This window comes from Streptomyces sp. NPDC034111 (assembly GCF_055575375.1).
The window spans coordinates 68935-93849 of sequence record NZ_JBVIST010000005.1 but is presented as its reverse complement, the minus strand read 5'-3'; the positions used below and the strand labels follow the sequence as shown (position 1 = coordinate 93849).

Here is a 24915-nt window from a genome sequence, read left to right as displayed (position 1 = left end):
CCTTCCCCTAGGGCTGGCGCCCCGCTACTCCCTGGGGCGGCCGGGGAACACCGGAGTCGCCCAGCGCGGCGGTGGCGGGGGAGCGGCGCTGCGCCGGCTGCCCGTCTCCGCCGGGGGCGCCGCCTGATCCACCTGGGTCTGCGGATGACCCGGGGGGCCGGGCGGCGGCTCGGGCGGCATGGCCCGGCCGGCCGCGCGGAGCGCCGTCACAAAGCCCCGGCAGGTCTCGTAGCGGTCGTCGGGGGCCTTGGCCAGGGACTGGGCGAACACCGCGTCGACGGCCGGCGGCAGGTCGGGGCGCAGACTGGTCACGGGAGGCGGGGGATCGAACTGGTGCGCCCACAGCAACGCCATGTCGTCATCGCGCCGGAACGGCGGGAAACCGGTCAGCATCTCGAAGAGCACACAGGCCAGGCTGTAGACATCGCACCGGCCGTCCACCGGGCGGCCCGAGATCTGCTCGGGCGCCACATAGTCCAGCGTGCCGACGAACTGCCCGACGCTGGTGAACCCGGTCAGCGACAGCGACTTCTTCGTCAGCCCGAAGTCGGTCAGATAGGCGTGCTCGGGACGGTCGGTGTCGGTGCCCTCGGCGATCAGGATGTTGCCCGGTTTGACGTCCCGGTGCACCAGGTCGTGCGCATGCGCCGCGTCCAGCGCGGAGGCCACCTGTAGGGCGATCCGGCACGTGGTCTCCAGTGGCAACGGGCCGTCGCGTTCGAGCAGCGCCGCCAGATCCCGCCCCTGGACGTACCGCATCGCGATGAAGAGGATGCCCTCGGTCTCCCCCGCTTCGAAGACCGGCACGATGTGCGGATGGTCGATGGCCGCGGCCACCCGCGACTCATGGACGAAGCGCTGACGGAAGGTGTCGTTACGGGCCAGCTCGGGCGCCAGCAGCTTCACCGCCACGGTGCGGCCGAGCCGCAGGTCCTCCGCCCGGTAGACCACCGCCATCCCGCCCCGGCCGATCTCGTCCAGGAGCTGGTACTCGGCGATCCGGCGTCCGCGCAGCCCGGAGGAGTCGGGGGCGGTGGAGCGCTCCCGGCTCCGGTCGGCCGGCTCACCGTTCACCCGGCCTCACCCGGCGGCGCCGCGGTCGGTTGCGCCTGTGCGGCGGGCGGTGGCCGCGGCGGTGACTCCTCGCCCGAACCCCGCGACGACGGCCGGGAATCCACCGCGTACGTCTGGAGCGACACCCCGTCGCAGTAGCACCAGCGCTCATGCCGTACGTCGTACAGCCAGAGCGCGTCGCCGTCCACGACCACGCCCAGCCGGCAGCCACGCGCCCGCTCGGCGAAGGACTCGCCGTCCAGCTGTCCCGCCGCCAGCTCCTCGACCAGCCGCCGGTAGCGGCCCAGTTCGCCCTCCACCGCGCCCAGCAGCGGCCGGGGATCGGCGGTCCGGGCGGCGGGCTGTCCGGCGGCCGGCGGCTCGCGCGGTACGGACAGCAGCCGCCGCCCGTCGACCCAGGCCGCCCAGCCGTTGGAGCACAGCGCCAGCGCCCAGTCCCCGCGGCGGTCGACGACCTGGACGGGCAGCAGCGGATCGAGCGGTGAGCTCGGCAGCGACGAATCCGGTGCCGACCAGGTCGGCATCCCGTCAGGCGGCACGACATGGCTGGGAACGAACTCGGGAGTGGTCACAGGCGGCTCCTCGCGCTACTTGCGCATGATCTCGGGCTCGTGCCGCCGCAGCAGCTTGGTGACCAGGAACCCGAGGATCAGTGAGAGCACGATCATCATGCCCATGTTGAGCAGCCAGACCGCCGGCTTGTGCTGGAAGATCGGGTCCGCGGTGACGCCGCCCGGCACCAGCCGGTGCAGGTCGATGGTGCCCGCCATGGCACCCAGCGCCCACCGGGACGGCACCAGCCACGCCAGCTGCTCCAGCCCTGGTACGCCGTGCAGTTTGAGCAGCGCACCGCAGAACACGACCTGGATGATCGCGAGGAGGACCAGCAGCGGCATGGTGACCTCCTCCTTGCGCACCGAGGCGGAGACGAACAGGCCGAGCATCATCGCGGTGAACGCCAACAGCGCCACGGCAAGGGTGATTTCGATCAGCGGCGGCATCAACACCCCTTTGCCGCCGGGCGCATTGATCTTCACCCCGATCAGGCCGACCATGGTCAGCACCACGGCCTGGACGACGGTAATCACACCCAGTACCAGCACCTTGGACATCAGATACGCGGACCGCGACAGGCCGACGGCTCTCTCCCGCTGATAGATCGTCCGCTCCTTGACCAGCTCGCGTACCGCGTTGGCGGCACCGGTCAGCACCGCTCCGACGCACAGGATCAGCAGCGCGTTCAGCGCCGAATCCGGGGTGAGGGCGGAGCCCGCCAGGGCGTGCGCCATCGCCCCCATCACGAAGGGCAGCGCGACCATGATGATCAGGAAGGTCCGGTCGGAACTCAGCGCCGCGGCATAGCGCCGGACCAGGGTGAGCAGCTGTGCGCCCCAGCTCTGCGCCTTGGGCGGCTCCACCGATCCCTTCGGCGCCTCGGGGGTGCGCGGCGGCTGGTGGGTTTCCATGGCGATATAGCGCCGGTGCAGCGGCGAGCCACGGTAGGCGCCCGCCCAGTCCCGTTCCCGGTCGTTCTCGAAGGCCTCGAAGGCTTCCGGCCACTGGGTGAACCCGAAGTAGCTCAGCGCCTCGTCCGGCGGCCCGTAGTAGGCGATCGTCCCGCCCGGCGCCAGGACCAGCAGCCGGTCGCAGACGTCCAGGCTCAGCACGCTGTGGGTGACGACGATGACGGTACGGCCGTCGTCCGCCAGGCCGCGCAGCATATGCATCACGGAGCGGTCCATACCGGGGTCGAGGCCGGAGGTCGGCTCGTCGAGGAAGAGCAGCGACGGCTTGGTCAGCAGCTCCAGGGCCACGCTCACCCGCTTGCGCTGGCCGCCCGAGAGGCTGTGGATGTGCTGGTTCGCCCGCTGGTCGAGGCCCAGTTCATGGATCACCTCGTCGACCCGCGCCTGCCGCTCGGCCTTCGCGGTGTCCTCGGGGAAGCGCAGCTGCGCGGCGTAACCGAGGGCGCGGCGCACGGTCAGCTGCTGGTGCAGGATGTCGTCCTGTGGCACCAGGCCGATGCGCTGGCGCAGCTCGGCGTAGTCACGGTAGAGGTCACGGCCGTCGTAGAGCACCGTGCCGTCGTCCGCGGGGCGCAGCCCGGTCAGCGCGTTGAGCAGCGTCGACTTGCCCGCGCCGCTGGGTCCGACCACGGCCAGCAGCGACTTCTCACCCACCGGGAAGGACACCCGGTCCAGCAGCGTCTTCCGCGTCTTCTGGCCGCCGTCGACCCATACGGCCAGGTCCTGCACGTCCAGCGAGACCTCGCCGGTGTCGATGAACTCCTGGAGCTCATCGCCGACCAGGGCGAACGCGGAGTGCCCGATGCCGACGATGTCGCCGGGGATCATCGGGGCCCGGTCCACCGGCTGGCCGTTGAGGTAGGTGCCGTTGTGGCTGCCGAGGTCGACGATCTCGAAGCCCTCGGGGCCGGCGCGCAGCTCGGCGTGCCGGCGGGAGACCGAGAGGTCGTCGATGACCAGGTCGTTGTCGGCCGCGCGGCCGATCCGGGTGGTCCGGGCGGCCGGGAGGGGCCGTACCGAGCTGGGGCGGCGGAAGGTGTGGGTGCCGGCGGGGTGCGAGACGGCGGAAGGACGCTCGACCCGGGACGGGCGCGGCGGCACGGAGAGCACCGCACAGGGGCCGTCGGCGGGGTTCCCGAACCGGATCACACTGCCCGGCCCGACCCCGGTCTCCTGGACGCGCCGCCCGTCGGCGAAGGTGCCGTTCGTGCTGCCCTCGTCCTCCACCATCCAGTGGCCGGCCCTGGTCCGCAGGACCGCGTGGTGCCAGGAAACCCTCGCGTCGTTCAGCACGACCTCGCCCTGCGGGTCCCGCCCTACGTGGTAGACGCGGCCGGGCCTCATCACCTGGGTGCCGCCATCGGACTCGACGACAAGTTCAGGCGCGGTGGGCGTATCCGGCCGCTCAGCCATACCAGAATTTTACGGCGGCGGAACCTGTCCCGCCTGTTCACACCGCACCGCCCCCGCTCGCAACATCCCTGGCCAAAACGGCAATTCGGGGCAGGATCCCCCTTTGCGCGAGCGCATCCGACCGATTACTCGCGAGAAACGGCACAGGTCAACTAGGGTGAGCGTTCGATTAGCCCTACTTGCAAATTCCAAGGAAATCCCGGGCTTTGCCGTGCTGATCGAAGGAAGTCCTGTCGAACCAGGACACAAAGTACAGCGTAGCTACGTGGTGTCGGCGACACCGCTCAACGTCGGCTTGGTAAGACCCAGCCGGCCCGTCCGCCGCGCGCGGCAGGACGGTGCCGGTCCCTTCTTATTCACCTACCTCCTGAAGGCAAGGCAGAGATGGCACGAGTCTCCCGACAAGGCCCCCAGCAGTTCTCCCGGCAGCAGGCACACCCCGTCGACGAGGTGCTCCCCGTCGGCAAACTCGCCGTCTACGGTTTCCAGCACGTCCTCGCCTTCTACGCGGGCGCGGTCATCGTTCCCATCCTGCTCGGAAATGCCCTGGGGCTCTCCCATGACCAGCTCGTCTATCTGATCAATGCGGACCTGCTGACCTGCGGCATCGCCTCGATCATCCAGGCGCTGGGGGTATGGAAGATCGGCGCCAGGATGCCGCTGGTGCAGGGCGTCACCTTCACGGCGGTGTCGCCCATGATCGCCATCGGTCAGGGTGCCGGCGGTGGCACCGCCGGGCTGCTGGTGGTCTACGGCGCGGTGATCACCGCGGGCATCGCCACCTTCCTGTTCGCGCCGTTCTTCAGCAAGCTGGTGAAGTACTTCCCGCCGGTCGTCATCGGCACGGTCCTCACCATCATCGGCCTGACGCTGATTCCGAATGCGTTGCAGGACGCGGCCGGCGGCGCGCAGTTGATGGGTAAGCCCGAGTACGGCGACCTCAAGAACCTCGGATATGCCCTGGGAACCCTGCTGTTCATCCTGGCCGTCGTCCGGATCGGCAAGCCGTTCCTGAGCAGCCTTGCGGTGCTGCTCGGCCTCGTCGCCGGCACTGCGGTCTCCTGGTTCCTCGGTGATGCGGATTTCAGCGCGGTGCAGAAGACCGACTGGTTCGGCGTCAGCACACCCTTCCACTACGGAATGCCGAAGTTCGAGCTGTTCCCCATCATCGCGATGGTCGTCGTCATGCTGATCACCATGGTGGAGACCACCGGTGACGTCTATGCCATCGGTGAGATCACGCGTAAGCGGGTCGACAATGAGACCGTCGCCAACGCGCTGCGCGCCGACGGTCTGGCGACCGTGCTCGGCGGAATTCTCAATTCTTTCCCCTATGTGGCCTTTGCCGAAAACATCGGCCTGGTGCGGATGTCCAAAGTCATGAGCCGCTTCGTGGTGGTCGCGGCCGGCGGCTTCATGATCGTCCTCGGGCTGGTGCCGAAGGTGGGCAGCCTGGTCGCGGCGATTCCGCATCCGGTGCTCGGCGGCGCCGCAATCGCGATGTTCGGCATGGTCGCCACCGTCGGTATCCAGATCCTGGGCAAGGTGGACCTCCGCGAGGAGCGCAATGCGCTGATCTTCGCCGTCAGCCTCGGCGCCGCGGTGCTGCCGACCACGGTCGCGCCGTTCTTCGAGCGGATGCCGGAGGGCGTCCGGGCGGTCCTCAACAGCGGTATCACGCTGGGCTCTCTGACCGCGATCCTGCTCAACCTGTTCTTCAACGTCCTCACCCGCCGGTCGTCGATGGAGATCGACTGGGACGAGATCGAGGGCGACGAGGAGACGCCGGACGGGTCGCAGCCGGTGGGCGTGCCGGAGCCGGCCGGTGCGTATGAGCCGACGGGTGCCCACGAACCCGCGGACTCCTACGGCCCGTACGGCCATCAGCAGGGCCAGCAGGGCCAGTACGGGCAGTACGACCAGCAGGGCCCGCACAGCCCGCAGAGCCCGGACTGGGGCCTCCCGCCCCGCTGAGACCGCGAACGGTACGCGTAAGGGGCGGGCCCTCACCGGCCCGCCCCGCACTCGTCCACGTCCCGTCCCGCTCCGCGCCCCGTCCTCCCGTCAGTGCATGACCACGGTGTTGAACGGCGGCGCCTCGCCCGCCTCCCCGATCAGCTCCCAGAAGTGGTCCACCAGCCGGCGCAGATACGCCGAGCGTTCGGCCGCGACCTCCTTGAGCCGGGAGTTGTCGTTACGTGCCACCACGTGCCCCATGTAGCGCTCGGAGAACTCCGCGAACTCCCCGTGCATCGTGCGCAGCGCATCGCTCACCCGGGTCTTGTTCAACGTGGTGATCCCGACGACCGCGGCGACATGGGCCTTCCAGCGTCCCTCGATCGCCGACCGCAGATGCCCGGCCAGCTCCTCGTCCCGCCCCATCACCCCGATGAGCTTGCGCAGCGACAGCCCCAACGCCCCCACCAGTGCCTTGGTCTGGCGGTAGTCACCGTTCCACTGCTGGGCCTCCTCCGCCGCCCGGTACATCGCCGGGTCCATCCCGATCAGCTGCGCCAGCCGCTCCACGCCCAGCTGCCGGGCCATCCGGTGCTCCGCCAGCGTCCGCGGCTCGACACCCATCAGCGCGGTCGGCGCGCACCACAGGACATCGGCCAACACGAACAGCTGCTGCTCGGACGGTGCTTGGGAGCCGTACTCCCAGGCCTCGATCAGCTCGGGGTGCACGGGCGCGCCGCAGGCGGCCATGGCCTGGGCGACCTGAGCCGTACTCAGGCCCACCCGGGCCCGCGCGGATCTGGCCTCGGCGGGGGAGAAGGGAGTTCTGTACACGTACGGGACACCTCGCTGCACCCGGCGAAGGAGGGGTGCCTTGGGGGCGGGGACATGGAGGAACATCCAGGGGCGGGCAGATTAACAGATGGTCGATAGGTACGAACCTCCAGTCACCCTTCGAGTTGAAGGCGCCGGCCCGAAGGGCGGTCAGGGTTGAGAAATCTGCACGAGTTGCCCGATTACCCCCCTCAACTCGCTTACCGGGTATAGCCGATACCTCGGGGCTTACGGGGCGGTAGGCGGTCTTGAGATCACAGAGCCGTGGGTCTGTAATGTGAGCGTTACGCAGATGACGGTGTGGTGTCACAGTGATCCACGAGGCTGGGCGTTGCCGGTCAACCCCGCCCTTAGGGGTCGGGCGGCACCACATCCGACATCCGGTCCTCCCCCACAATCCGATAAGGATGGGACCCTTCATATGCGATCAGTGCTGGAACGCGCCTGCGCGTCCCAAGGCTTGGAGTCTGCATTAGCAGCCGCGCGCCCGCGCGCCCTCGTCCGTCCCGCTGAGAGACGGACACCCCGGGTCACCGCGGCGACCCGCATGTCATGCATCTGACAGCCGGCTGACGGCTGGAAGGTCCGGAAGCGCCCCCTGCGCGGCGACCGGACCCGCTTTCGCATGTCTCCTGGCACGAAAGGACATCCCCAGGTGCTTACTTCGCACCAAGACAACGCTCAGGGCTTCCCCACGGCCCTGCTCGACGACCTTCCCCACACCGGCCATGACGAGCCGGTCGACCACCTCCCCAACGGCGGGCATGTGCTGGTCGTCGGCGCTCCCGGACCGCGACTGGAGCGACTGACCCGCACCCTGCGCGCCACCGGACACGACGTGAGCCACGCCCCGCCCGGCGAGATCGACCGGCGGATGGGGCAGGCGCACCCCGACGCCATCGTGGCCCTCGACGAACACGGTGACCGGCACGAAAGCGGCCTCGAGGTGATCCGCGAGGTCCGCACCGCCCCCGCCGGGCGGGCGCTGCCGCTGCTCATGGTCACCGCTACACCGGAGCCCGCAGGGGTCGTCGACATGCTCCGCCAGGGCGCCGACGACTGCATACCCGAGGCCTCCGATCCGGTCGAGCTCTCCGCCCGTATCGAGGCCAAGCTCCGCCGGGTCCCCGTACCGGTCGAGAATCTCCAGCGCGATCCGCTCACCGGGCTCTACTCCCACCCGCACTTCCTGGACGAACTCGACCGCGAACTCCAGCGCCCCGAAGCGGCCCGGCACGGCGGGGTGCTCGCCGTGGTCGGGGTGGCCGAGATGGCCGCCCTGGAGGCCCGGCTCGGGCCGCGGGTGCGCCGTGAGGTCGCCGAGCGGCTGGCCGGTGTGGCCGAGCGGCTCGGCAGCTTCTGCGACCGGCTCGGCTGGGACGACGACGGCAATCTGCTGATGCTGCTGCCCGGCGTCGACGAGGAGACCGCCCACCGCGGCCTGGAGAAGTTCGCCGCCACGGTGGCCGGCACCCGCTTCATCGTCGCCGACGAGAACGTCCGCCTCACCCCGGCGATCGGCTGGCTGCCGCTGACCGGATGCGCGGACGGCACCCAGGCCACCGGCCAGGCCCGGGACGCCGTACAGGAAGCGCTCCGGCACCGGGATCTGCGCCCGGTCCGCTACGCGCCCTGGATGCGTGGCGCACCGCACCGCCACCGGCGCCCGCCGCTCAGCACGCTGATCCGTCCCGCCCTCTCGGCGCTCTCGCCGGTCCTGGCGCTGCTGCTCGGCGTCGCGGTGCCGTTCATGCTCTACCAACAGGCGTACCAGCTGGGCTGGGACCTGGGCTCTGCCATGTACTGGGTGGTGGTGGGCGGGCTGGTGCTCTCCGCGCTGCTGATCGTCCTGGAGTGCCTGTTCTCGCTCGACGCGGCGGCCCGGCCCGAGAAGCCGGGAGCGCCCTACCCGCCGGCCAGCGCGGTGATCGCCGCGTATCTGCCCAATGAGGCCGCGACGATCGTCGAGACGGTCGAGTCCTTCCTCCGCCTCGACTACCCCAACGAGCTGGAGATCGTCCTCGCGTACAACACGCCGCACCCGCTGCCCGTCGAGGACACCCTGCGCGAGATCGCCGCCCGCGACCCACGGCTGGTGCTGCTGCCGGTCGCCGGCTCCACCTCCAAGGCGCAGAACGTCAACGCCGCGGTCACCCGTGTCCGTGGCGAGTTCGTCGGCATCTTCGACGCCGACCACCACCCCGCACCGAGCGCCTTCAAGGACGCCTGGCACTGGCTGTCCAACGGCCATGACGTCGTCCAGGGCCACTGCCTGGTACGCAACGGCGACAGCTCCGAGGTCGCCAAGCTGGTGGCGGTGGAGTTCGAGGCGATCTACGGCGTCAGCCACCCCGGCCGCACCCGGCTCTACGGCTTCGGCGTCTTCGGCGGCTCGAACGGCTTCTGGCGCACGGACCTGCTCGCCCGTACCCGGATGCACGGCTCGATGCTGACCGAGGACATCGACTCCACCCTGCGCGCACTGGGCGAGGGAGCCCGGTTCGCCGTCGACCGCACCCTCATCTCCCGGGAGTTGTCGCCCACCACGCTGAAGGCGCTGTGGAACCAGCGCTCCCGCTGGGCACAGGGCTGGCTCCAGGTCTCGCTCAAGCACCTGTGGCGGGCGCTGCGCTCACCGGTCTTCACGGCACGTCAGAAACTGGGCCTGTTCGTCCTGTTGGGCTGGCGTGAGGTGCAGCCCTGGCTGACCCTCCAGATCCTGCCCATCCTGATCTACTCGATATGGAAGGCCGGCGGCCCGCAGCAGCTCGACTGGGCGGTACCGGTGTGCGTCCTCGCCGTGCTCTTCACCCTGGCGGCCGGCCCCGTACAGGCGCTCTTCGCCTGGCGGCTCGCGGCCCCCGAACTCCGGGCGCGACGTGGGTGGTTCTGGTCGTACTTCCTGGTGTCGACCTTCTTCTACAGCCACTTCAAGAACATGGTGGCCCGGCAGGCCCACCTCAAGGAGGCGTTGGGGGACCGCCAGTGGCGGGTCACCCCCCGGGCCGCAGTCAAGGCGGTGGCCCGCCGATGAGCACCGAAGCCGCACCGGCCCGCAGCCGGGCCGGTGCCATCGACGGCTTCCGCGGCCTCGCCGCGCTGAGCACCGTCGCCTTCCACGTCTGGCAGCAGTACTTCCGCTACGACGCAGCGGGCAGCCATCCGCCGGTCGACAACCCGGTGCTGGGCGCGGTCCTCTCCCTGGAGGTCATCGACCTGTTCTTCGTGCTGTCCGCGTATCTGCTGACGCTGTCGTACGCGCGGGCCGCCATCGACGGGCGCTCGACGAAACCGGCCCGGCTGTTCCTCTTCCGGCGGGCGATCCGGATCCTGCCGCTGTACGTCCTGGCGGTCCTGGTCGTCTGGGCCACCCGTAACCCCACCCTGCCGGGCAACTGGCGGGACCTGGTGGAACATCTCACCTTCACCCACGTCTTCGACCAGCAGCGGATCTTCTACACCCTCGGTCCCACCTGGTCGCTGTCGCTGGAGGTGCTGTTCTACCTCGCCCTGGTGGCGCTGGGGCCGCTGGCGGTCCGCGCCTGCCGTCCGCTGCGGCAGCGGCGCAGCCGGGTGGCGGTGTGCGCGGCGGGGTGTGCGTTCCTGTACGCCGCGCCGCTCGCCTGGATCGCCGTCGCGCACTACGTCTTCGGGGTTCCGCACACCGACTGGGTGGTGTACTTCGGTCCGCAGGCCCGGTTCGGCGGCTTCGCGGCCGGGATGGGCCTGGCGGTGGCGACAGCCGCCCTCGGTGAGCGGGGGCGGCTCGGTCCGCGTACCGCGCTGCCGCTGGCCGGGCTCGCGCTGGCCGGGCTGTTCGCGCTCTCCCTGGACTCCGGACCGGAGAACTTCACCTTCACCTTCTACCACCCGCTCGCCTCGGTCCTGTGGGTGGTACTGCTCTTCAGCACCCTCCACGTCAGCCAACAGACCATCTGGCAGGGCCTGTTGACGTCCCGTTGGCTGACCGCCGTCGGACTGGTCAGCTACAGCCTGTTCATCTGGCACGAACCGGTGATGCTCCAGCTGCACAACGCCGGTCTGCTGCCGGCCGGCCAGGCGGGCTTCCCGCTCGCCCTGCTGATCGTGTTCCTGGTGGCGGTGCCCACGGCCGCCGCCAGCTACTGGCTCATCGAGTACCCGGCGAGCCTGCTGGGCCGCCTGAAGGACACCCGCGGCCGTCCGCGCGAGTTCTATCCGGAACCCGCCACCCGCTGACCGCGCTCGGCACACGCTTCGCCGGGGACCCGCGCCGTGCGCGCCGGGGCCCCGGCGAAGATCTTGTCGAGGTGGTGGTCCAGCGTCTGCCGTACGTCCTCAAGACTGCGCCGGTTGTGCAGTACGTCCCCGCCCAGTCCCACCGCCCCGGCGACCAGCAGATCCGCCTCACGCCAGGCGTCGAGACCGGGCGCGGTCCGGCCGGCCGACTGCGCGGCCGCGATCAGCTCCGCCACCAGCCGTTCCAGGGGCTGTTCGGCCGCCAGGAAGACCTCGGCGAGCGCGGGATCGGTCAGGCTGCGGGCGTAATAGGCGGCGAACACCCTTAGTGCGGTGGCGCGTTGGGCGTCCACCGGCAGGAACTCCTCCAGTACCTCGCGCAGCAGGGCGCGCGGGTCCGCGGGATCGGGCCGGACACGGGAGCGGGCGATCCGCGCATTCTCCTCATGGAGCAGATGCAGCGCGTCGACCAGGAGTTGATGCTTGCTCGCGAAGTGGTACTGCACCGCGCGCAACGACACCCCGGCCTCGGCCGCCACCTCCCGCAGGCTCGCGGCGTGCAGTCCCCGGTCGGCGGCGATCCGCCACAGCGCCTCGGCGATCCGGCGCCGCCGCCGGCCGCGGTCACCGCTCACGGCTGGCTGCCCGGCCGCCGGGGGAGGCGTCTGCTTGCGCCGCCGGTACGCCTTGGCCTGGCAGCTCCGCGAGCAGTACAGCGCGGGCCGGCCGCGCCCCGCCGGACTGAGGGCCGCACGACACATCCGGCACACGGGCCCGGTCACCCGTCCCCCACTCCGGTCCGTCACGCGTTCCTGTTCCGTCACGCGTGCCTTTTCCTCACGCACAATTCCCCTCCCGGATCCCTGAAATAGTGTGACGTAATGCGAATCTGCCTTGAATTCAGGCGCCTGACTCTCTTTACCCAATGGTACGTTCGTAACGTGACGCGGGGACGCAAAAGGCAGTGCGTACCCCGCGGCGAACTCTCAGCGGGGACTTTGGGGGACCAATGAAGTACGACGTCCTACAGATCATCGGCGCGGCCGTAATGGTGGTCTTCGCCCAAGGGGCGATCCGGCTGCTCCTCGACCACGACAACACCGGGCTCCTCGGCCGGCTCGGTACGGGCTTCGGGCTCACGCTGGCCGCCCATGGGGCGCTCATCGCCGTCGGAGTCCTGCTGACCTGCTGGTCACACACCCGGGCGAAGGCGATCGGCCGACGGAACTGACCCGCCCGGCACCTCGCGTGTGTCCTTCGGGCAGATCGCTTCCGCGAGGCGTGTCATATCGATGGCGGAAGAAATCCGCCGCCGTATCGAATGACCAAGAACACTCTGGGAGCGCGTCATGACCGAAGGTCTGGAAACCATCACCTTTCCCGTAAGGGATCTGGCCGCGGCCAAGGACAGATTCAGCCGGCTGCTGGGCGCACAGCCCTATATGGACGAGCCGTACTACGTCGCCTTCCGGGCCGGCGGCAACGACCTCGGCCTGGACCCCAACGGCCACCGCAAGGGGCTCACCGGCCCTGTCGGCTACTGGCGGGTCGAGAACATCGAACAGAGCCTCAAGGCACTGACCGATGCGGGCGCGGAGCTGGTCCAGGAGATCCAGGACGTCGGCGGCGGCAAGCGGATCGCCTCGGTGAAGGACCCGGACGGCAACGCCATCGGGCTGGTCCAAGCGCCGTAGGGGGGTGGGCCTTTGGCGTGCGGGGCGGCGCCGTCGCGCGTTTTCGGCTGCCCTATTTTTTCCCCGCCGCCCACCCCCCTTCGGGGGGTGGGCGGGTGTAGTGGAGAGGTTCGGCTGAACGGGGCGCGGCGGAGGGGTTCCGCCGGCGGTTGCGTCGTGTCGGGAAGGGCGGTGGCGGCGCATCCCGCGCCGGGCGCCCGGTGGGACGCGACAGCCGGGCCGTCAGCCGACGTGTACCCGCGGCCGCCGGGCCGGGTCGGGCTCCGCGCGGCGCAGCACCTCCCGGGCGACCGGTGCGACCTCACCGTCGCCGAAGACCAGGAACCGCAGCAGATGGCTGAACGGATGACCCTCGGTCCAGTTGAAGTACGCGTGCGGGACCTGACCGGTGCGCTCGCGCAACTGCATCAGCACCGCGGCGATGGTGTTGGCCACTCCCGCGCCCTCCACCCGCAGAATCTGCGCCCCGTACCGCTCCTCGCCCTGGACGTGCAGATTCGTGGTGAAGTCCGAGGAGTCCCGGACGGTCACCTCCAGGAACAGCACCGGACGGCCGTCGGGTATATGGGTCTCCTCGCGCTGGCTGTACTCCTTCTCCCGGTACTCCTCCGCGTCCCGCTCGTCGGGTTCGTTGGCGATCACCCGCAGCGGTCCGGCCGCGATCGCGGCGTCGATCAGCCGCTCCGCGGTCTCGTCGAAGTCGACCTCTACGGCGCGGAGTTCGAAGGCCCGGTGGACGCGGGAGGCGAACGAGGTCAGCAGGATGCCGAGGATGAACAGCAGCGCGATCTTCAGACCGTCCGGCCGCTCGATGACATTGGCGATCAGGGTGTAGGCGAAGACCACGGTGATGGCGCCGAAGCCGATGGTGGCCGCACGGTGGTGCCGGTGGCGGGCGGCGACGGTGGAGGCGAACGACGCCGAGAGCATCAGCACCAGCACACCGGTCGCATACGCCCCGCTCTGGTCATCGACGCTGGCGTTGAAGAAGAAGGTGATGCCGAAGGCGATGGCCATGAAGATCAGCACCAACGGGCGCACCGCCCGGGTCCACTCCGGGGCCATGCCGTAGCGCGGCAGATAGCGCGGTACGAGGTTCAGCAGTCCGGCCATCGCCGAGGCGCCGGCGAACCAGAGGATGGCGATGGTGGAGACGTCGTAGACGGTCCCGAACGCCTCGCCCAGGTACTCGTGCGCCAGATAGGCCAGCGCACGGCCGTTGGCCGAGCCGCCGGTCTCGAACTCCTTCTGCGGGATCAGCAAGGTCGTGGCCAGGCTCGACAGCAGCAGGAAGCAGCTCATGATCAGCGCCGCGCTGGTCAGCAGTCGGCGGGTGCCGCGGATCCGGCCGGCCGGCTTGGCGTCGGTGTCGCCGGACCCGCCCCGTACCTGCGGCATCACCGCGACACCGGTCTCGAAGCCGGACATGCCCAGCGCCAGCTTGGGGAAGACCAGCAGCGCCACCCCGACGATCGCCAGCGGCGAGGAGTGCTCGGCGGTCATCGCGCCCCACCAGTCGCCGACCACGACCGGGTGCGTGAACACCTGCCAGGCAGAGGTCGCCAGCACGACGATGTTCAGCACCAGGTAGATCCCGACGAGTGACACGGCGATGCCGATCGCCTCGCGGAAGCCCTTGAGGAAGACCGCACCGAGGGCGGCCAGCAGCACCAGGGTGATCCACAGGTTCGCCCCGTGCAGCGCCGCCGGGGCGAACGGGTTCTCCACCACGTGCGCCGAGGCGTCCGCGGCCGACAGCGTCATGGTGATCACGAAGTCCGTGGCGGCGAACCCCAGCAGCACCAGGACCAGCAGCTTCCCGGCCCACCAGGGCAGCAGCCGCTCCAGCATGGCGATCGAGCCCTCGCCGTTCGGGCTCTCCTTGGCGACCCTGCGGTAGACGGGCAGGGCCCCGAACAGGGTCAGCGCGATCAGTACGAGCGTGGCGAACGGCGAGAGCAGCCCGGCCGCCAGCGCGGCGATGCCCGGCTGGTAGCCCAGGGTCGAGAAGTAGTCGACACCCGTGAGGCACATGACGCGCCACCAGGAGTGGCCCTGGTGTTCGGCCGGCGGTGTGCCGTGCGGACCGGGGTGGCGGGCGGACTGGCTGCTCAGTCCGTCCAGCAGCCAGCCGCGCCACCGTTGGGAGGTGGGCGCGGCAGGCGGGGGTTCGGCCTGCGTGGGGGTGGTCATGCGGGTTCGTCCTGCCGTTCGTCGGTCGTCGGTTCGAGCAACGAGGAGCGAGTATGCATCACCGGGTACCCGGTTCCCCGCCCCGCCCCGCGACCGACGACAACAAGGCGTCCACGGCCCGTGCGCCACGTCACACTGACGCAGCGTCAGGCCGCGTAAGGGCAGCATCAGGGCCGCGTCAGCACCGCGTCAGGGTACGTCCTTGCCCCGTACGGATGGCGTTAAAAGGCCGTTAAGGTGTCCCGCACCCGACCCGGGCGCCCTTTGACGGAAGGGCGCTCGCCGGGAGTTGGGGCAGCGGACCGACGGCCTGTCCGAGAAGCCCCGCACTAACGGCAGTGGCACCGGCACCAGCCGTGGTGCCGATGCGTCATGGCCCGCCGCGCCCGCTTCGCCGCCGCCCGCCGCCGGCGGCCCGGTGCGCTCAGAAACCCGAGCCCGATGCCCAGCATCCAGCTGTCCTTGGCCAGCGCGGTCCCGTCCTGGGTCGGCCGCACACTGCCGGACTCACGCATCCCCGGCAGCCGCAGATACAGGCCGACCAGCCCGCTGGAGAACCCGGTCAGCGCCAGCCCGGCCACCCGGGTCGGCACGAACGGCGTCAGCAGCGCACTCCCGACCGCGATCTCCGAGCACGCCAGCAGCCGGTTGAACCGCTCGGCGGGGATCCTCCGCAGGAACGGATACGCCGTACAGGCCATGCCGTGCAGGCCCTCGGCGGCCGCCGGGTCCGCATGCAGTTTCGTCAGCCCGGAATTGAGGATGAACGCACCCGTGGCCAGTCGCGGAGCCACATCACGCGCTTCGGGCAGCAGCACCATCGGAGCCTCCCGCATCGGGTCGTCGGCCCCTCCACCGAGCCTAGGGCCTGCCCGGTGGATCTGCGCGGGCTGGCCGGTCCGCGCAGCTCCCCCGTCACAGCGGGCGCCCCGGCCTCGGTCTCCCCGCCGATCCGAAAGACCCGCCCTAAGCGGCCGGCGACGGGGTCCGGCCCGGGTTGTGGGCGGCGGCGGCCGGACTCTCCCTCCGGGCCGGCTCGCGGGCATACATGAGGCGCAGGCTGACCACGGCCGTCGCGGCGAACGCCAGCATCCCGCAGCCGATGGCGACTCCGGCGGAGAGCGCCGCCTGCCGGTCGAGCCCGCCGTACCGTGCGAACGCTAGGGCCGCGGAGGCCGAGAGCGCGGGGGCCAGGCACAGGGCGGCGAGGTGCAGCCGCCACTCCTCGCGCGCCCAGCTTCGTCCGGCCCGCCCGGCGCGCCGCTGGCGGACCAGCATCACCGCGTACGTCGCCGCGTACGGGAGCAGATACGCGAGCAGCAGACGCCGCCCTCCGGCGCCCCACCCCAGGTAGGAGCGGATGATCCAGGCCAGCGCGGCCGCCCCGGCGAGATGGGCCCCGGCGAGCACCGGCGTCGGCACCCACGTGCCGGGCACCCCGGAGGCCGTCGCCCGTTTGTCCATCGTGCGGGAGGCGAGCAGCGCCCCGAAGGCGACCACGGAGCCCAGGTGCATGATCGCGACCCGGTTGATGTCCGCCATGGACAGCCCGGGGAGCAGCCACGGCAGCGCGCCCCACTCGAGGCGCAGCAGCGGCGCGGTCATCAGGAAGCCGTAGCACAGCAGCATCCACCGCTGGTGCAGCCCGGGGAACCGCCCGACGGCGGCGACGATGCCGAACGTCGCACTCAGTACGGTGCCCACCAGGATGGTGGCGAGCACGATCCAGAACGCCGCCCCGCTGAACGCATCGCCCGGCGCGGTGCGCACCAGATAGAGCGCGGCGCCCGCCATCGAGACGTACACCGTCACCGCGAACACCACCCCGACCACCCGGTGCAGCCGGGTGCGCCGCCGTACCGCGGAGAGCAGCTGGACGGGCCCGAGCAGCATCAGCGCCCCGCCCAGGACCGAGTGGACGATCATCGCGGCCAGGCTGCGCCCGTACGGCCCGGTGCGGGTCGCGACGGCGTCGGCGACATAGCGCGGTGACACCGCACGGGACAGGACCCACTCCCCGAACGCCGGCGCGCCGCGGTGTGCGTACGGCCACAGCTCGGTCATCGCGATCGGCGCGTAGCCCACGCAGACGGCCACCACGGCCAGGGTCGCCACGCGGCGCCAGGAGACCCTCCTCGGACGGTTCACGACGGCTCCCTCGCATCCCGATAGTCCTTTCTGGACTATGGGGAACGTAGGGGCGATCCGTCGTAGGGGGCAACGGTCAGGGCGGCGGCAATCACGAACCGCGTTGTTCCACCCACTGCCAGAAATCGACCATCATCCGCTCATAGCGGATCCCGAACTCCAGCGCCTCCCGCTGTCCGCGCGTCAGCAACGCGCCGACGCTCTCGGCGAGTTCCTCGTAGTCCGCGAGCGTCCGGTGGTGCTCGGTGAGCTGCACCGGGGCCAGCACCTCCGGCTCGGCCCCGAACCAGAGCTTCAGGATGCCGCGCTCGCGCGCCTCGACCGGCACAAAGGCCGGGTCGGCGAGCCAGTCCTCCAACGCCGCCTTGCCCGCCGCGGTCAGCTTCATCAGCCGCCGGTTGCGCCCGCCGGCCTGCCGGTGCTCGGACAGCAGGCCGGCCTCCACGAGGCGGTCGCACTGCGCGTACACCTGCGCATGCGGCATCGACCAGAACGGCGCCACCGTGCGGGCGGCCTCGACCTTCACGTCGTACGGACTGGCCTCGCCCAGCTTGTCGATGATGCCGAGCACGAGGAAGGAGGGCGTGGTCAAACGGGCGTCAGCCATGCCGCGACCGTATCGCGACGGCCGGCCCGGGAACCCGGTCGCTCTGGGGGCGCAGCGCGGGGCACCGGTAGCCCGGCCGTCGCCGCCACGGCCCACATGTGTCGCCCGACCCCGCCCCGCGAGTCGTCGTACGGCTAACCGGCACCCCGGCGTGGTGCGTATATGAACACATCGGGTGCAAGGTAGATATTGAGACATGGCCCGAATCTCCGGCCGCTTCCCGTGGCCACCGTCGCGGCGCTGGTTCACCGGTCGGCGCCCGGGCCGCAGCGACCGGCGCGAGCCGCACAACGGCTCCCCGAAGGCATCGGGGCGGCGGTTGCGCTCGGTGGTGGACGTCCACAGCGTCGCCGGTCAGATGTTCCTGCTCCAGATCCTGATCGTGCTGCTGCTCGTCGTGGCCGCGGTGGTCACGCTGCTGGTCCAGGCGCGGAGCGACCGCTTCCAGAGTGCGCGTGACCGTTCGGTCGCCGCGGCCGAGGCCTTCGCCCACAGCCCTGGTCTGGTGGACGTGCTGCACAGCCGCAATCCGTCCGCGGTGCTCCAGCCGCTGACCGAGGACGCACGCAAGCGCGGCGGCCTGGACTTCGTCGTCGTCATGAACCGGGCCGGCATCCGCTACACCCACCCCAAGCCGAACCTGATCGGGAAGCGCTTCGTCGGCACCATCGGGCCGTCGCTCGCCGGGCACGTCACCGTCGAAAGCGTGCGCGGCCCGCTCGGGAACGAGGTCCAGGCGGTCGTCCCGGTCAGGGACAAGAGCGGGGCGGTGGTGGCCCTGGTGTCGTCGGGCCTGAAGGTCAGCCGGGTGAGCAGCGCCATCGACGAGCAACTGCCGGTGGTCCTCGGCACCGGCGCCGCCGCACTCGCCCTCGCCACCATCGGCACCGGCCTCGCCAGCCGCCGGCTGCAACGCCAGACCCATGGCCTCGGCCCGGCGGAGATGACCCGCATGTACGAGCACCACGACGCGGTGCTGCATGCCGTACGGGAGGGCGTGCTCATCGTCGGCGCCGACCGGCGCGTCGTGCTGGTGAACGACGAGGCGCGCCGGCTCCTCGGGCTGGCCCCGGAGGTGGAGGGGCGCAACGTCACCGACCTCGGCCTCTCGCCCCGGGTGACCGACCTGCTGGTCTCCGGGCGGGTGGCCACCGACGAGGTGATGCCGGTCGGTGACCGGCTGCTGGCGGTGAACAACCGGCCCACGGACCGCCGGGGAGGCCCGCCAGGCAGCGTCGCCACCCTGCGGGACTCCACCGAACTGCTCGCCCTCGCGGGAAAGGCGGAGTCCGCCCAGAGCCGGCTGCGGCTGCTGTACGACGCGAGCGTGGCCATCGGCACCACCCTCGATGTGCGGCGCACCGCGGAGGAGCTTACCCAGGTCGCCGTGACCTGGTTCGCCGACTACGTCACGGTCGACCTCGCCGAGCCCGTGCTCAGCGGTGAGGAGCCACCGGCGGGGGCGTACCGCGAGGCGCCGGAACTGCGCCGGGTGGCGCTCGCCGGTATCCGCGACGATCACCCCCTCTACCCGGTCGGCGAACTCCACCGGTACCCCGCCACCACCCCGATGGGCACGGGATTCGTCACCGGACGGTCCGTCCTCGTACCCGATCTGCGGGTCGCCGACGACTGGCGCGCCGAGGACCCGGAACGCCTCCAGCTGGTCGTCAACTACGGATGCCGGTCGTTCCTCACCGTTCCGCTCCAGGCGCGTGGTGTCCTCATGGGGGTCGCCAACTTCTGGCGGGCCGCAGAGCGTCCGGCCTTCGAGGAGGGGGACCTGTCGCTGGCGGAGGAGATGGCGGCGCGGGCCGCCGTATGCATCGACAACGCCCGCCGCTTCACCCGCGAGCACGCCATGGCCGTCACCCTCCAGCACAGCCTGCTCCCGCGCGGCCTGCCCGAACAGAACGCCCTCGACATGGCCCACCGCTACCTGCCCGCACAGACCGGGGTGGGCGGCGACTGGTTCGATGTCATCCCGCTGCCCGGCGCCCGCGTCGCCCTGGTCATCGGCGATGTGGTCGGCCACGGGCTGCACGCCGCCGCCACGATGGGCCGGCTGCGTACCGCGGTGCAGAACTTCTCCACCCTCGACCTGCCGCCCGACGAACTCCTCAGCCACCTGGACGAGTTGGTCAACCGCATCGACCACGAGGCGGCCGCGGCGAACGAGGACGTCATGATCGCGGGCGCCACCTGCCTGTACGCGATCTACGACCCCGCCAGCGGTGTGTGCACCTTCTCCCGCGCCGGCCATCCCCCGCCGGGGCTCGTCCACCCCGACGGGACCGTACAGTTCCCCGACCTCCCGGCCGGCCCGCCGCTCGGCCTCGGCAGCCTGCCCTTCGAGGCGGCGGAGCTGCGCCTGCCCGAGGGCAGCAGCATCGTCCTGTACACCGACGGTCTCGTCGAGGACCGCAGACGGGACATCGACACCGGACTCCAGACCCTCGCCACGGCATTGGCGCACCCCGAACGGACCCCGCAGGAAACCTGTGAGGCCGTGCTCGCCGCCCTGCTCCCGGACCGCCAGCGCGATGACATCGCCCTGCTCGTCGCGCGCACCCGCCGACTGGCTCCCGACCGCATCGCGGAGTGGGAGGTCCCCTCCGACCCGGCGGCCGTGGCCGACGCCCGGGCGAACATCTCCCGGCAACTGGCCCGCTGGGACCTGGAGGAGACGGTCTTCACCACCGAGCTCATCCTCAGCGAGCTCATCACCAACGCCATCCGGCACGCCACCGGCCCGATCCGGGTCCGGCTGCTGTACGACCGCACGCTGATCTGCGAGGTCTCCGACACCAGCAGTACCTCCCCGCACCTCCGCTACGCCGCCGCCGAGGACGAGGGCGGCCGCGGCCTCTTCCTCGTCTCCCAGCTCGCCCAGCACTGGGGCACCCGCTACACACCGGAAGGCAAGATCATCTGGGCAGAACAAGTCATCGGCCAGGCGCTGCTCTGACCGGCCTGCTCTCCGCGGCCCGGGCCCGCACCGGGGCCACGGGGCCCCGGTGCGGGACGGCGCGGAAGCCGTCGCCCGTCACAGCCATGGGCGCGCCTCCTCCCACAGCCACGTCAGGATCCGGTCGAGCGGGCCTGAGGCCGGCCGGTCGTCCTGCGTCGTGCGGTACTCCACCCGCACCGGGCCGATCCGCACCTCGAGGTGGCCGCCCCGTACCACGGTGGGCGGTACGGCCGGGGTGCCGTACGTCCGGACGACACGGACATGCACCGGGCGGCCCGAAGCGGCGGAGCGCTCACGGCCGGCGTCGTAGGCCGCGCGCCGTTGCGGATCGCGGAGGGTCTCGTAGGCCTCGACGACCTCGGCAAAGTCCTCTCGCGCCGTCGGGCGGTCCGGGCTGGTGTCCGGGTGCAGGGCACGCACCAGCCTGCGGTATGCGGTGGTGATCTGTCTGGCCGACGCGGAGGGCGGGAGGCCGAGTACCGCGTAGTGGTCGCGCGGGGGCTGCCGCCCGGGCATCGCTCTCACCTCCTCGCCGGGCGAAGCGACCTGCCGGGCGGGACCCCTGGCAGGGCCCGCCTCAGGCCGGCCGATACCGAGAGAACCTCCTGCACCACTTGCATAGAACCTGAGAGGAGCCTTGTCAATATGTCCCATATGCGGGTATACGAGGTGTGGGGTGCGGGGCCGGACCGGGAGCTCACCGGCGGCCTCCGCCGAGCGGTCCGAGGCCTCCGACTCGGGCGGCCGGCCGGCGCCCGGCTCCTCTGTCACACCTCGACCTCGGGACGGGAGGTGAACACCATGATCACAGAACTGGCCGTGGAACGTGTGGAGTTCACCTGTGGCCGGTGCTGGAACCAGTGGAGCATCGACTACGACGTCCAGCATTACCGGGACGACGAACAAGGCGACTGGGAGTACTTCTCCCGCGACGGCGTCGTGGTCTCCTCTCCGTACACCCCGGCCGGTGCGCCGCCGTGCCCCCAGTGCGGCCACCGCTGGGTGGGCCGCATCATCGCCCGCCGGTCCACCCCGACACCGCCCGGCCCCCTCCACACCCCCCGCGAGAAGATCTCCGAGGCAGCCGGACACCGCCCCGAGCGGCACGGCGCCCCGCTGCTCGGCGCCGGATCCCACCCCCAGCCCGAACAGCTCGGCCCCCCCGACGACACACCGGCAGCGGCGGCGGCAGCGGCAACGGCTGAGGACGAGGAAGAGAACGAGGACGAGGACGAGGACGAGGACGACGTGAGGCAATGGCGCGGCTGACGGTGGACGGCGACGAGCTGGTGGTCCGCCTGGCGTGGTGGGAGAAGATCACGGCCGGGCGGAGCACCGTACGCGTCCCCCTGGCGGCGGTCGAGAACGTGACGGTGCAGCCCGACTGGTGGCGGGCCCTGCGCGGGACGAAGGCCCGGGGCGTACAGATCCCCGGCGGCCTGTACCTCGGGACGCGGCAGTACGGCGGCGCCCAGGACTTCACCGCGATCTGCCCGCACCGCGGCCCGGTCGTCCATGCCGACCTGCGCCCGCCGTCACCGTTCGCCCGCGTCGCCGTCACCACCCCGCGGCCGCAGCAGACCGTAACCGCGCTACGGACCACGTAGGACGTGTCCACCGGCCACGAGGGCGGGCTCCACGGCCCGCCTCCTCACGCCCCTGTGACCCCGTCGATGCACTCCCGGATCAGGTCCGCATGTCCGTTGTGCCGGGCGTACTCCTCGATCATATGGACCAGGATCCAGCGCAGTGAGACGCCTTGATCGCCGACATGACCGGCCTCGTCCGCCGAGAGCCGGCCGGAGTCCTCCAGCGAGGCGTCGGCGATCAGCTCACGGTTCCGGTCAATCTCCGCTCGCCAGATGCCCAGCACCTCATCGAGCCCGCGACCGGGAACGAGCGCAAATCCGTCCCCCTTACCCTCCTCGAACACCACGGGCACCTCACGTCGCCCGAACACCCGCTGGAACCAGTTGCGTTCCACCTCTGCCATGTGCTGAACGAGGCCCAGCAGCGTCATCGATGACGGTGGGACCGGGGCCAGGCGTACTTGGTGATTGTCCAGCCCCTGGCATTTGAGGGCCAATGTGGCACGGTGAAAGTCCAACCAGGCTTCCAGCACGGCACGTTCGTCCCCGTGCGGAGGCGGCACAGTTCGTCCGTCGGGTGTCATCATGCACCTCACCCTCGCACAACGCGCGGAAAGAGCAGCCCGAGGACCGGGAACCGGGAACCGCCGGACATGGGGTGATCCACGCCGAGGTGCGCAGAGGAACGACCGAGGTCAACGCTACGCCATTCGGGTGTAATTCCCGTGAGTGATATGGCGCGGTGTCCACGGCGTGGCTCTAATGGCTGTACCGACTGTGGGGTGCCCATCCTCCGTCGGGGGCAAGCCAGCGACTTCTTGGCGTCGTTGTGCGTTCTTGGGCACCCCGGCGGATGGACTTGCGCGAACACTGCTGTCTGTACAGCTGCTTGCGGTAGCGCCCCACACCGAACTCTTCGCAAAGGGGCTGCTTTCATGACGGTAGGCATGAGCCTTGCAGAGTTCCTTCTTGCCCTCGGCACTACGTGTCGTATCACCCGGTTCCTCACCAAGGACACGCTCGCGGCGGGGTTTCGTTCATGGGTCGCCGATCGCTGCGGCGACGACTCCAAGCTCACCTACCTGGTCAACTGTAGCTGGTGCGCCAGCATTTGGGTCGCAACCGCAGTCGCCCTGTCCGCCTACCGCCTCGATGGTTCGCTGTGGCTTCAGGTGCCGGAAACTGCTCTGAGCCTTTCCTACCTTGCGGGAATTTCTTCGCGGTGGCTGGACTGATGCCGAGGGGTGGTGGGGCTCGGAGTTGATGTGACATCAGCGGGGGAGAGCAGTTGCGCTGCGATGAATCGAAGGGAATCCGGGAATGCCTTGTAATTGCGGTGGTGGAGCTCCTCAGCCGGTGATCATTTACCAGCTGAATCTGCCGGACGGAAGGATCTATCAATACTTCACGTACCAAGAAGCGGAAGCGGCCAACAGGCGCGCGGGTGGCATCGGAACCATCACAACCACTACCCAATAGCGGCCCCTTGAGGGGGCGGCAGAGTACGCGGACGGTCGCGCTTGCGTGCCGGCGTACGGTCGCCCCGGAGGCGGTGACCTTCACCGAGGGGAAGTTGACCGAAACCATGGGCATCCGCCTCCGGGTGGCGCACCCCTGACTCACCAGACGCAGGAGAAACACCCATGGACGCTAGTGTGCGCGGGTGAGCCTTTATGTCGTTCTAGGATTCGGGCCCGCCGGGGCGGCCACCGCTCGGTTGCTGGTCGAACAGGGTCATTCGGTACGCGTCGTCACCAGGTCGGGCCGAGGCCCGGAGCCCGGTATCGAGCATGTCGCGTTGGACGCGACGGACAGCAAGCAACTGATCGAGGCCGCGCAGGGTGCGGCCTCGATCTACAACTGTGCCGCACCGCCCTACCCCCGCTGGGCGAGTGACTGGCCGCCGCTGGCCTCGTCGGTCTGCGCGGCGGCCGAGGCGACCGGGGCCGTGCTGGTCATGCTGGGCAACCTCTACGGCTACGGTCCGGTGGACGGCCCCATGACCGAGGAGCTGCCGCTCGCGGCGACCGGCCCCAAGGGGCGGGTGCGCGCCGCCGTGTGGAAGCAGGCGCAGCAGCTGCACGAGCAGGGCCGTATCAAGGCGGTCGAAGTGCGGGCCTCGGACTTCTTCGGGCCCGGTGTGACCGACGGCGGGCACCTGGCCGCACGCGTCATGCCACGGCTGCTGCGCGGCAAGCCGGTCTCCACGCTCGGGGATCCGGACGCCCCGCACAGCTGGAGCTATCTCCCCGATGTGGCCAGGGCGCTGGTCGAGGTCGCGGGCGAGGAACGGGCCTGGGGACGGGCCTGGCACGTTCCGACGGAGCCCGCGCTGTCCACCCGGGAGATGGTCGACCGCCTTGCCGCTCAGTCGGGAACGGCGCCGGTCGCGGTGCGCAGGCTGTCGCCGGCCGTACTGGGTGTCGCGTCGGTGTTCTCCCCGCTGATCCGTGAACTGAAGGAGGTCCGCTACCAGTTCGACCGTCCGTTCGTCGTCGATTCGAGCGCTTACGAAGCCGCGTTCGCGGTACGGGCCACCCCCGTCGACGAGCAGATCAAGGCGACGGTGGAATGGTGGCGTGAGCGACTGGCCGGCACCGGGTGACAGCTGTGACAGGACACGACTCCATAGCGGGTTCAGCGGGTTCAGTGGGTTCAGCGGGAGCGCGGCGCGATGACGTCGCGATCGTGG

General features: G+C 70.4%; 22 protein-coding genes. 11 read left to right on the top strand and 11 right to left on the bottom strand.

The window, feature by feature from the left end:
* Positions 1-24: 24 nt before the first annotated feature.
* Genes ACZ55A_RS14885 through ACZ55A_RS14875 form a run of 3 tightly spaced genes read right to left on the bottom strand, consistent with a single transcriptional unit; the run spans position 25 to position 4013 of the window.
* The gene (locus ACZ55A_RS14885) at positions 25-1074 is read right to left on the bottom strand and encodes a serine/threonine-protein kinase (protein WP_468839370.1); all 1050 of its coding nucleotides are present in this window, start codon (positions 1072-1074) and stop codon (positions 25-27) included.
* Complete coding sequence (locus ACZ55A_RS14880) at positions 1071-1646, bottom strand: hypothetical protein (protein WP_468839367.1); 576 nt, start codon at positions 1644-1646, stop codon at positions 1071-1073. Before ACZ55A_RS14880 ends, ACZ55A_RS14885 begins: the two co-directional genes overlap by 4 nt.
* 15 nt (positions 1647-1661) lie before the next feature.
* Entirely contained in the window at positions 1662-4013 is a 2352-nt protein-coding gene (locus tag ACZ55A_RS14875; protein ID WP_468839364.1) for an ABC transporter ATP-binding protein/permease, read from the bottom strand.
* 384 nt (positions 4014-4397) lie between these two features.
* Here ACZ55A_RS14875 and ACZ55A_RS14870 point away from each other — a divergent pair, with 384 nt between their 5' ends.
* On the top strand, positions 4398-5987 hold the full coding sequence (locus ACZ55A_RS14870; protein ID WP_468839361.1) for a nucleobase:cation symporter-2 family protein: 1590 nt from the start codon (positions 4398-4400) through the stop codon (positions 5985-5987).
* Positions 5988-6077: 90 nt separating this feature from the next.
* Here the strand turns inward: ACZ55A_RS14870 and ACZ55A_RS14865 are convergent, their stop codons facing one another.
* Positions 6078-6803, bottom strand: coding sequence for a transcriptional regulator (locus ACZ55A_RS14865; RefSeq protein ID WP_468839358.1), 726 nt, complete (start codon positions 6801-6803; stop codon positions 6078-6080).
* Between the two features lie 655 nt (positions 6804-7458).
* Here ACZ55A_RS14865 and ACZ55A_RS14860 point away from each other — a divergent pair.
* Entirely contained in the window at positions 7459-9837 is a 2379-nt protein-coding gene (locus ACZ55A_RS14860) for a glycosyltransferase (RefSeq protein WP_468839355.1), read from the top strand.
* Positions 9834-11021: an acyltransferase family protein gene (locus ACZ55A_RS14855; RefSeq protein WP_468839352.1), complete on the top strand. Its 1188-nt coding sequence runs from the start codon at positions 9834-9836 to the stop codon at positions 11019-11021. Before ACZ55A_RS14860 ends, ACZ55A_RS14855 begins: the two co-directional genes overlap by 4 nt.
* On the opposite strand, the gene ACZ55A_RS14850 is transcribed toward ACZ55A_RS14855, so the two are convergent.
* Positions 10997-11656, bottom strand: a complete 660-nt coding sequence (locus ACZ55A_RS14850; protein ID WP_468839349.1) for a TetR/AcrR family transcriptional regulator — start codon at positions 11654-11656, stop codon at positions 10997-10999. The genes ACZ55A_RS14855 and ACZ55A_RS14850 overlap by 25 nt on opposite strands.
* Positions 11657-12030: 374 nt before the next feature.
* On the opposite strand from ACZ55A_RS14850, the gene ACZ55A_RS14845 reads away from it, so the two are divergent.
* Both ACZ55A_RS14845 and ACZ55A_RS14840 read left to right on the top strand, forming a co-directional pair.
* Entirely contained in the window at positions 12031-12252 is a 222-nt protein-coding gene (locus ACZ55A_RS14845) for a hypothetical protein (protein WP_468839347.1), read from the top strand.
* A gap of 118 nt (positions 12253-12370) precedes the next feature.
* Positions 12371-12715: a VOC family protein gene (locus ACZ55A_RS14840; RefSeq protein WP_468839344.1), complete on the top strand. Its 345-nt coding sequence runs from the start codon at positions 12371-12373 to the stop codon at positions 12713-12715.
* A gap of 222 nt (positions 12716-12937) precedes the next feature.
* Here ACZ55A_RS14840 and ACZ55A_RS14835 read toward each other — a convergent pair whose 3' ends face one another.
* The 4 genes from ACZ55A_RS14835 to ACZ55A_RS14820 all read right to left on the bottom strand — a co-directional run bounded on the left by ACZ55A_RS14835 (position 12938) and on the right by ACZ55A_RS14820 (position 17663).
* Positions 12938-14908 carry an APC family permease gene (locus tag ACZ55A_RS14835; protein ID WP_468839341.1) on the bottom strand — a complete coding sequence of 657 codons (1971 nt, stop codon included), beginning with the start codon at positions 14906-14908 and terminating at the stop codon, positions 12938-12940.
* Positions 14909-15237: 329 nt separating this feature from the next.
* A complete protein-coding gene (locus ACZ55A_RS14830; RefSeq protein WP_468840085.1) occupies positions 15238-15729 on the bottom strand; it encodes a hypothetical protein in 492 nt (163 codons plus the stop codon).
* A 145-nt stretch (positions 15730-15874) separates the two neighbouring features.
* Entirely contained in the window at positions 15875-17056 is a 1182-nt protein-coding gene (locus ACZ55A_RS14825) for a DUF2306 domain-containing protein (RefSeq protein ID WP_468839338.1), read from the bottom strand.
* A gap of 91 nt (positions 17057-17147) precedes the next feature.
* Positions 17148-17663, bottom strand: a complete 516-nt coding sequence (locus ACZ55A_RS14820) for a helix-turn-helix transcriptional regulator (protein ID WP_468839335.1) — start codon at positions 17661-17663, stop codon at positions 17148-17150.
* Positions 17664-17859: 196 nt separating this feature from the next.
* Between ACZ55A_RS14820 and ACZ55A_RS14815 the strand changes: the two genes are divergently transcribed.
* On the top strand, positions 17860-20631 hold the full coding sequence (locus tag ACZ55A_RS14815) for a SpoIIE family protein phosphatase (protein ID WP_468839332.1): 2772 nt from the start codon (positions 17860-17862) through the stop codon (positions 20629-20631).
* A gap of 78 nt (positions 20632-20709) precedes the next feature.
* On the opposite strand, the gene ACZ55A_RS14810 is transcribed toward ACZ55A_RS14815, so the two are convergent.
* Positions 20710-21150, bottom strand: coding sequence for a J domain-containing protein (locus ACZ55A_RS14810; RefSeq protein ID WP_468839329.1), 441 nt, complete (start codon positions 21148-21150; stop codon positions 20710-20712).
* A gap of 285 nt (positions 21151-21435) precedes the next feature.
* Here ACZ55A_RS14810 and ACZ55A_RS14805 point away from each other — a divergent pair, with 285 nt between their 5' ends.
* Together ACZ55A_RS14805 and ACZ55A_RS14800 are read left to right on the top strand one after the other, a co-directional pair.
* The gene (locus ACZ55A_RS14805) at positions 21436-21903 is read left to right on the top strand and encodes a hypothetical protein (RefSeq protein ID WP_468839326.1); all 468 of its coding nucleotides are present in this window, start codon (positions 21436-21438) and stop codon (positions 21901-21903) included.
* Positions 21891-22241 (top strand): hypothetical protein, encoded by a 351-nt coding sequence (locus tag ACZ55A_RS14800; protein WP_468839323.1) that lies wholly within the window; start codon positions 21891-21893, stop codon positions 22239-22241. The genes ACZ55A_RS14805 and ACZ55A_RS14800 overlap by 13 nt, the downstream gene beginning before the upstream one ends.
* A gap of 44 nt (positions 22242-22285) precedes the next feature.
* On the opposite strand, the gene ACZ55A_RS14795 is transcribed toward ACZ55A_RS14800, so the two are convergent.
* The gene (locus ACZ55A_RS14795; RefSeq protein WP_468839320.1) at positions 22286-22810 is read right to left on the bottom strand and encodes a DinB family protein; all 525 of its coding nucleotides are present in this window, start codon (positions 22808-22810) and stop codon (positions 22286-22288) included.
* Between the two features lie 348 nt (positions 22811-23158).
* On the opposite strand from ACZ55A_RS14795, the gene ACZ55A_RS14790 reads away from it, so the two are divergent.
* The 3 genes from ACZ55A_RS14790 (at position 23159) to ACZ55A_RS14780 (ending at position 24828) form a co-directional block, all read left to right on the top strand.
* Complete coding sequence (locus ACZ55A_RS14790; RefSeq protein WP_468839317.1) at positions 23159-23458, top strand: hypothetical protein; 300 nt, start codon at positions 23159-23161, stop codon at positions 23456-23458.
* Positions 23459-23543: 85 nt separating this feature from the next.
* Entirely contained in the window at positions 23544-23702 is a 159-nt protein-coding gene (locus tag ACZ55A_RS14785; RefSeq protein WP_468839314.1) for a DUF7196 family protein, read from the top strand.
* 184 nt (positions 23703-23886) lie between these two features.
* Positions 23887-24828: an NAD-dependent epimerase/dehydratase family protein gene (locus tag ACZ55A_RS14780; RefSeq protein ID WP_468839311.1), complete on the top strand. Its 942-nt coding sequence runs from the start codon at positions 23887-23889 to the stop codon at positions 24826-24828.
* The last annotated feature ends 87 nt before the right edge of the window (positions 24829-24915 follow it).

Excerpts from the sequence above, each read along its gene's own strand:
- ACZ55A_RS14875 (WP_468839364.1), bottom strand. The coding sequence starts at position 4,013 with ATGGCTGAGCGGCCGGATACGCCCACCGCGCCTGAACTTGTCGTCGAG.
- ACZ55A_RS14870 (WP_468839361.1), top strand. The coding sequence starts at position 4,398 with ATGGCACGAGTCTCCCGACAAGGCCCCCAGCAGTTCTCCCGGCAGCAG.
- ACZ55A_RS14855 (WP_468839352.1), top strand. The coding sequence starts at position 9,834 with ATGAGCACCGAAGCCGCACCGGCCCGCAGCCGGGCCGGTGCCATCGAC.
- ACZ55A_RS14845 (WP_468839347.1), top strand. The coding sequence starts at position 12,031 with ATGAAGTACGACGTCCTACAGATCATCGGCGCGGCCGTAATGGTGGTC.
- ACZ55A_RS14840 (WP_468839344.1), top strand. The coding sequence starts at position 12,371 with ATGACCGAAGGTCTGGAAACCATCACCTTTCCCGTAAGGGATCTGGCC.
- ACZ55A_RS14835 (WP_468839341.1), bottom strand. The coding sequence starts at position 14,908 with ATGACCACCCCCACGCAGGCCGAACCCCCGCCTGCCGCGCCCACCTCC.
- ACZ55A_RS14830 (WP_468840085.1), bottom strand. The coding sequence starts at position 15,729 with ATGGTGCTGCTGCCCGAAGCGCGTGATGTGGCTCCGCGACTGGCCACG.
- ACZ55A_RS14820 (WP_468839335.1), bottom strand. The coding sequence starts at position 17,663 with ATGGCTGACGCCCGTTTGACCACGCCCTCCTTCCTCGTGCTCGGCATC.
- ACZ55A_RS14815 (WP_468839332.1), top strand. The coding sequence starts at position 17,860 with ATGGCCCGAATCTCCGGCCGCTTCCCGTGGCCACCGTCGCGGCGCTGG.
- ACZ55A_RS14810 (WP_468839329.1), bottom strand. The coding sequence starts at position 21,150 with ATGCCCGGGCGGCAGCCCCCGCGCGACCACTACGCGGTACTCGGCCTC.
- ACZ55A_RS14805 (WP_468839326.1), top strand. The coding sequence starts at position 21,436 with ATGATCACAGAACTGGCCGTGGAACGTGTGGAGTTCACCTGTGGCCGG.
- ACZ55A_RS14800 (WP_468839323.1), top strand. The coding sequence starts at position 21,891 with ATGGCGCGGCTGACGGTGGACGGCGACGAGCTGGTGGTCCGCCTGGCG.
- ACZ55A_RS14795 (WP_468839320.1), bottom strand. The coding sequence starts at position 22,810 with ATGATGACACCCGACGGACGAACTGTGCCGCCTCCGCACGGGGACGAA.
- ACZ55A_RS14790 (WP_468839317.1), top strand. The coding sequence starts at position 23,159 with ATGACGGTAGGCATGAGCCTTGCAGAGTTCCTTCTTGCCCTCGGCACT.
- ACZ55A_RS14785 (WP_468839314.1), top strand. The coding sequence starts at position 23,544 with ATGCCTTGTAATTGCGGTGGTGGAGCTCCTCAGCCGGTGATCATTTAC.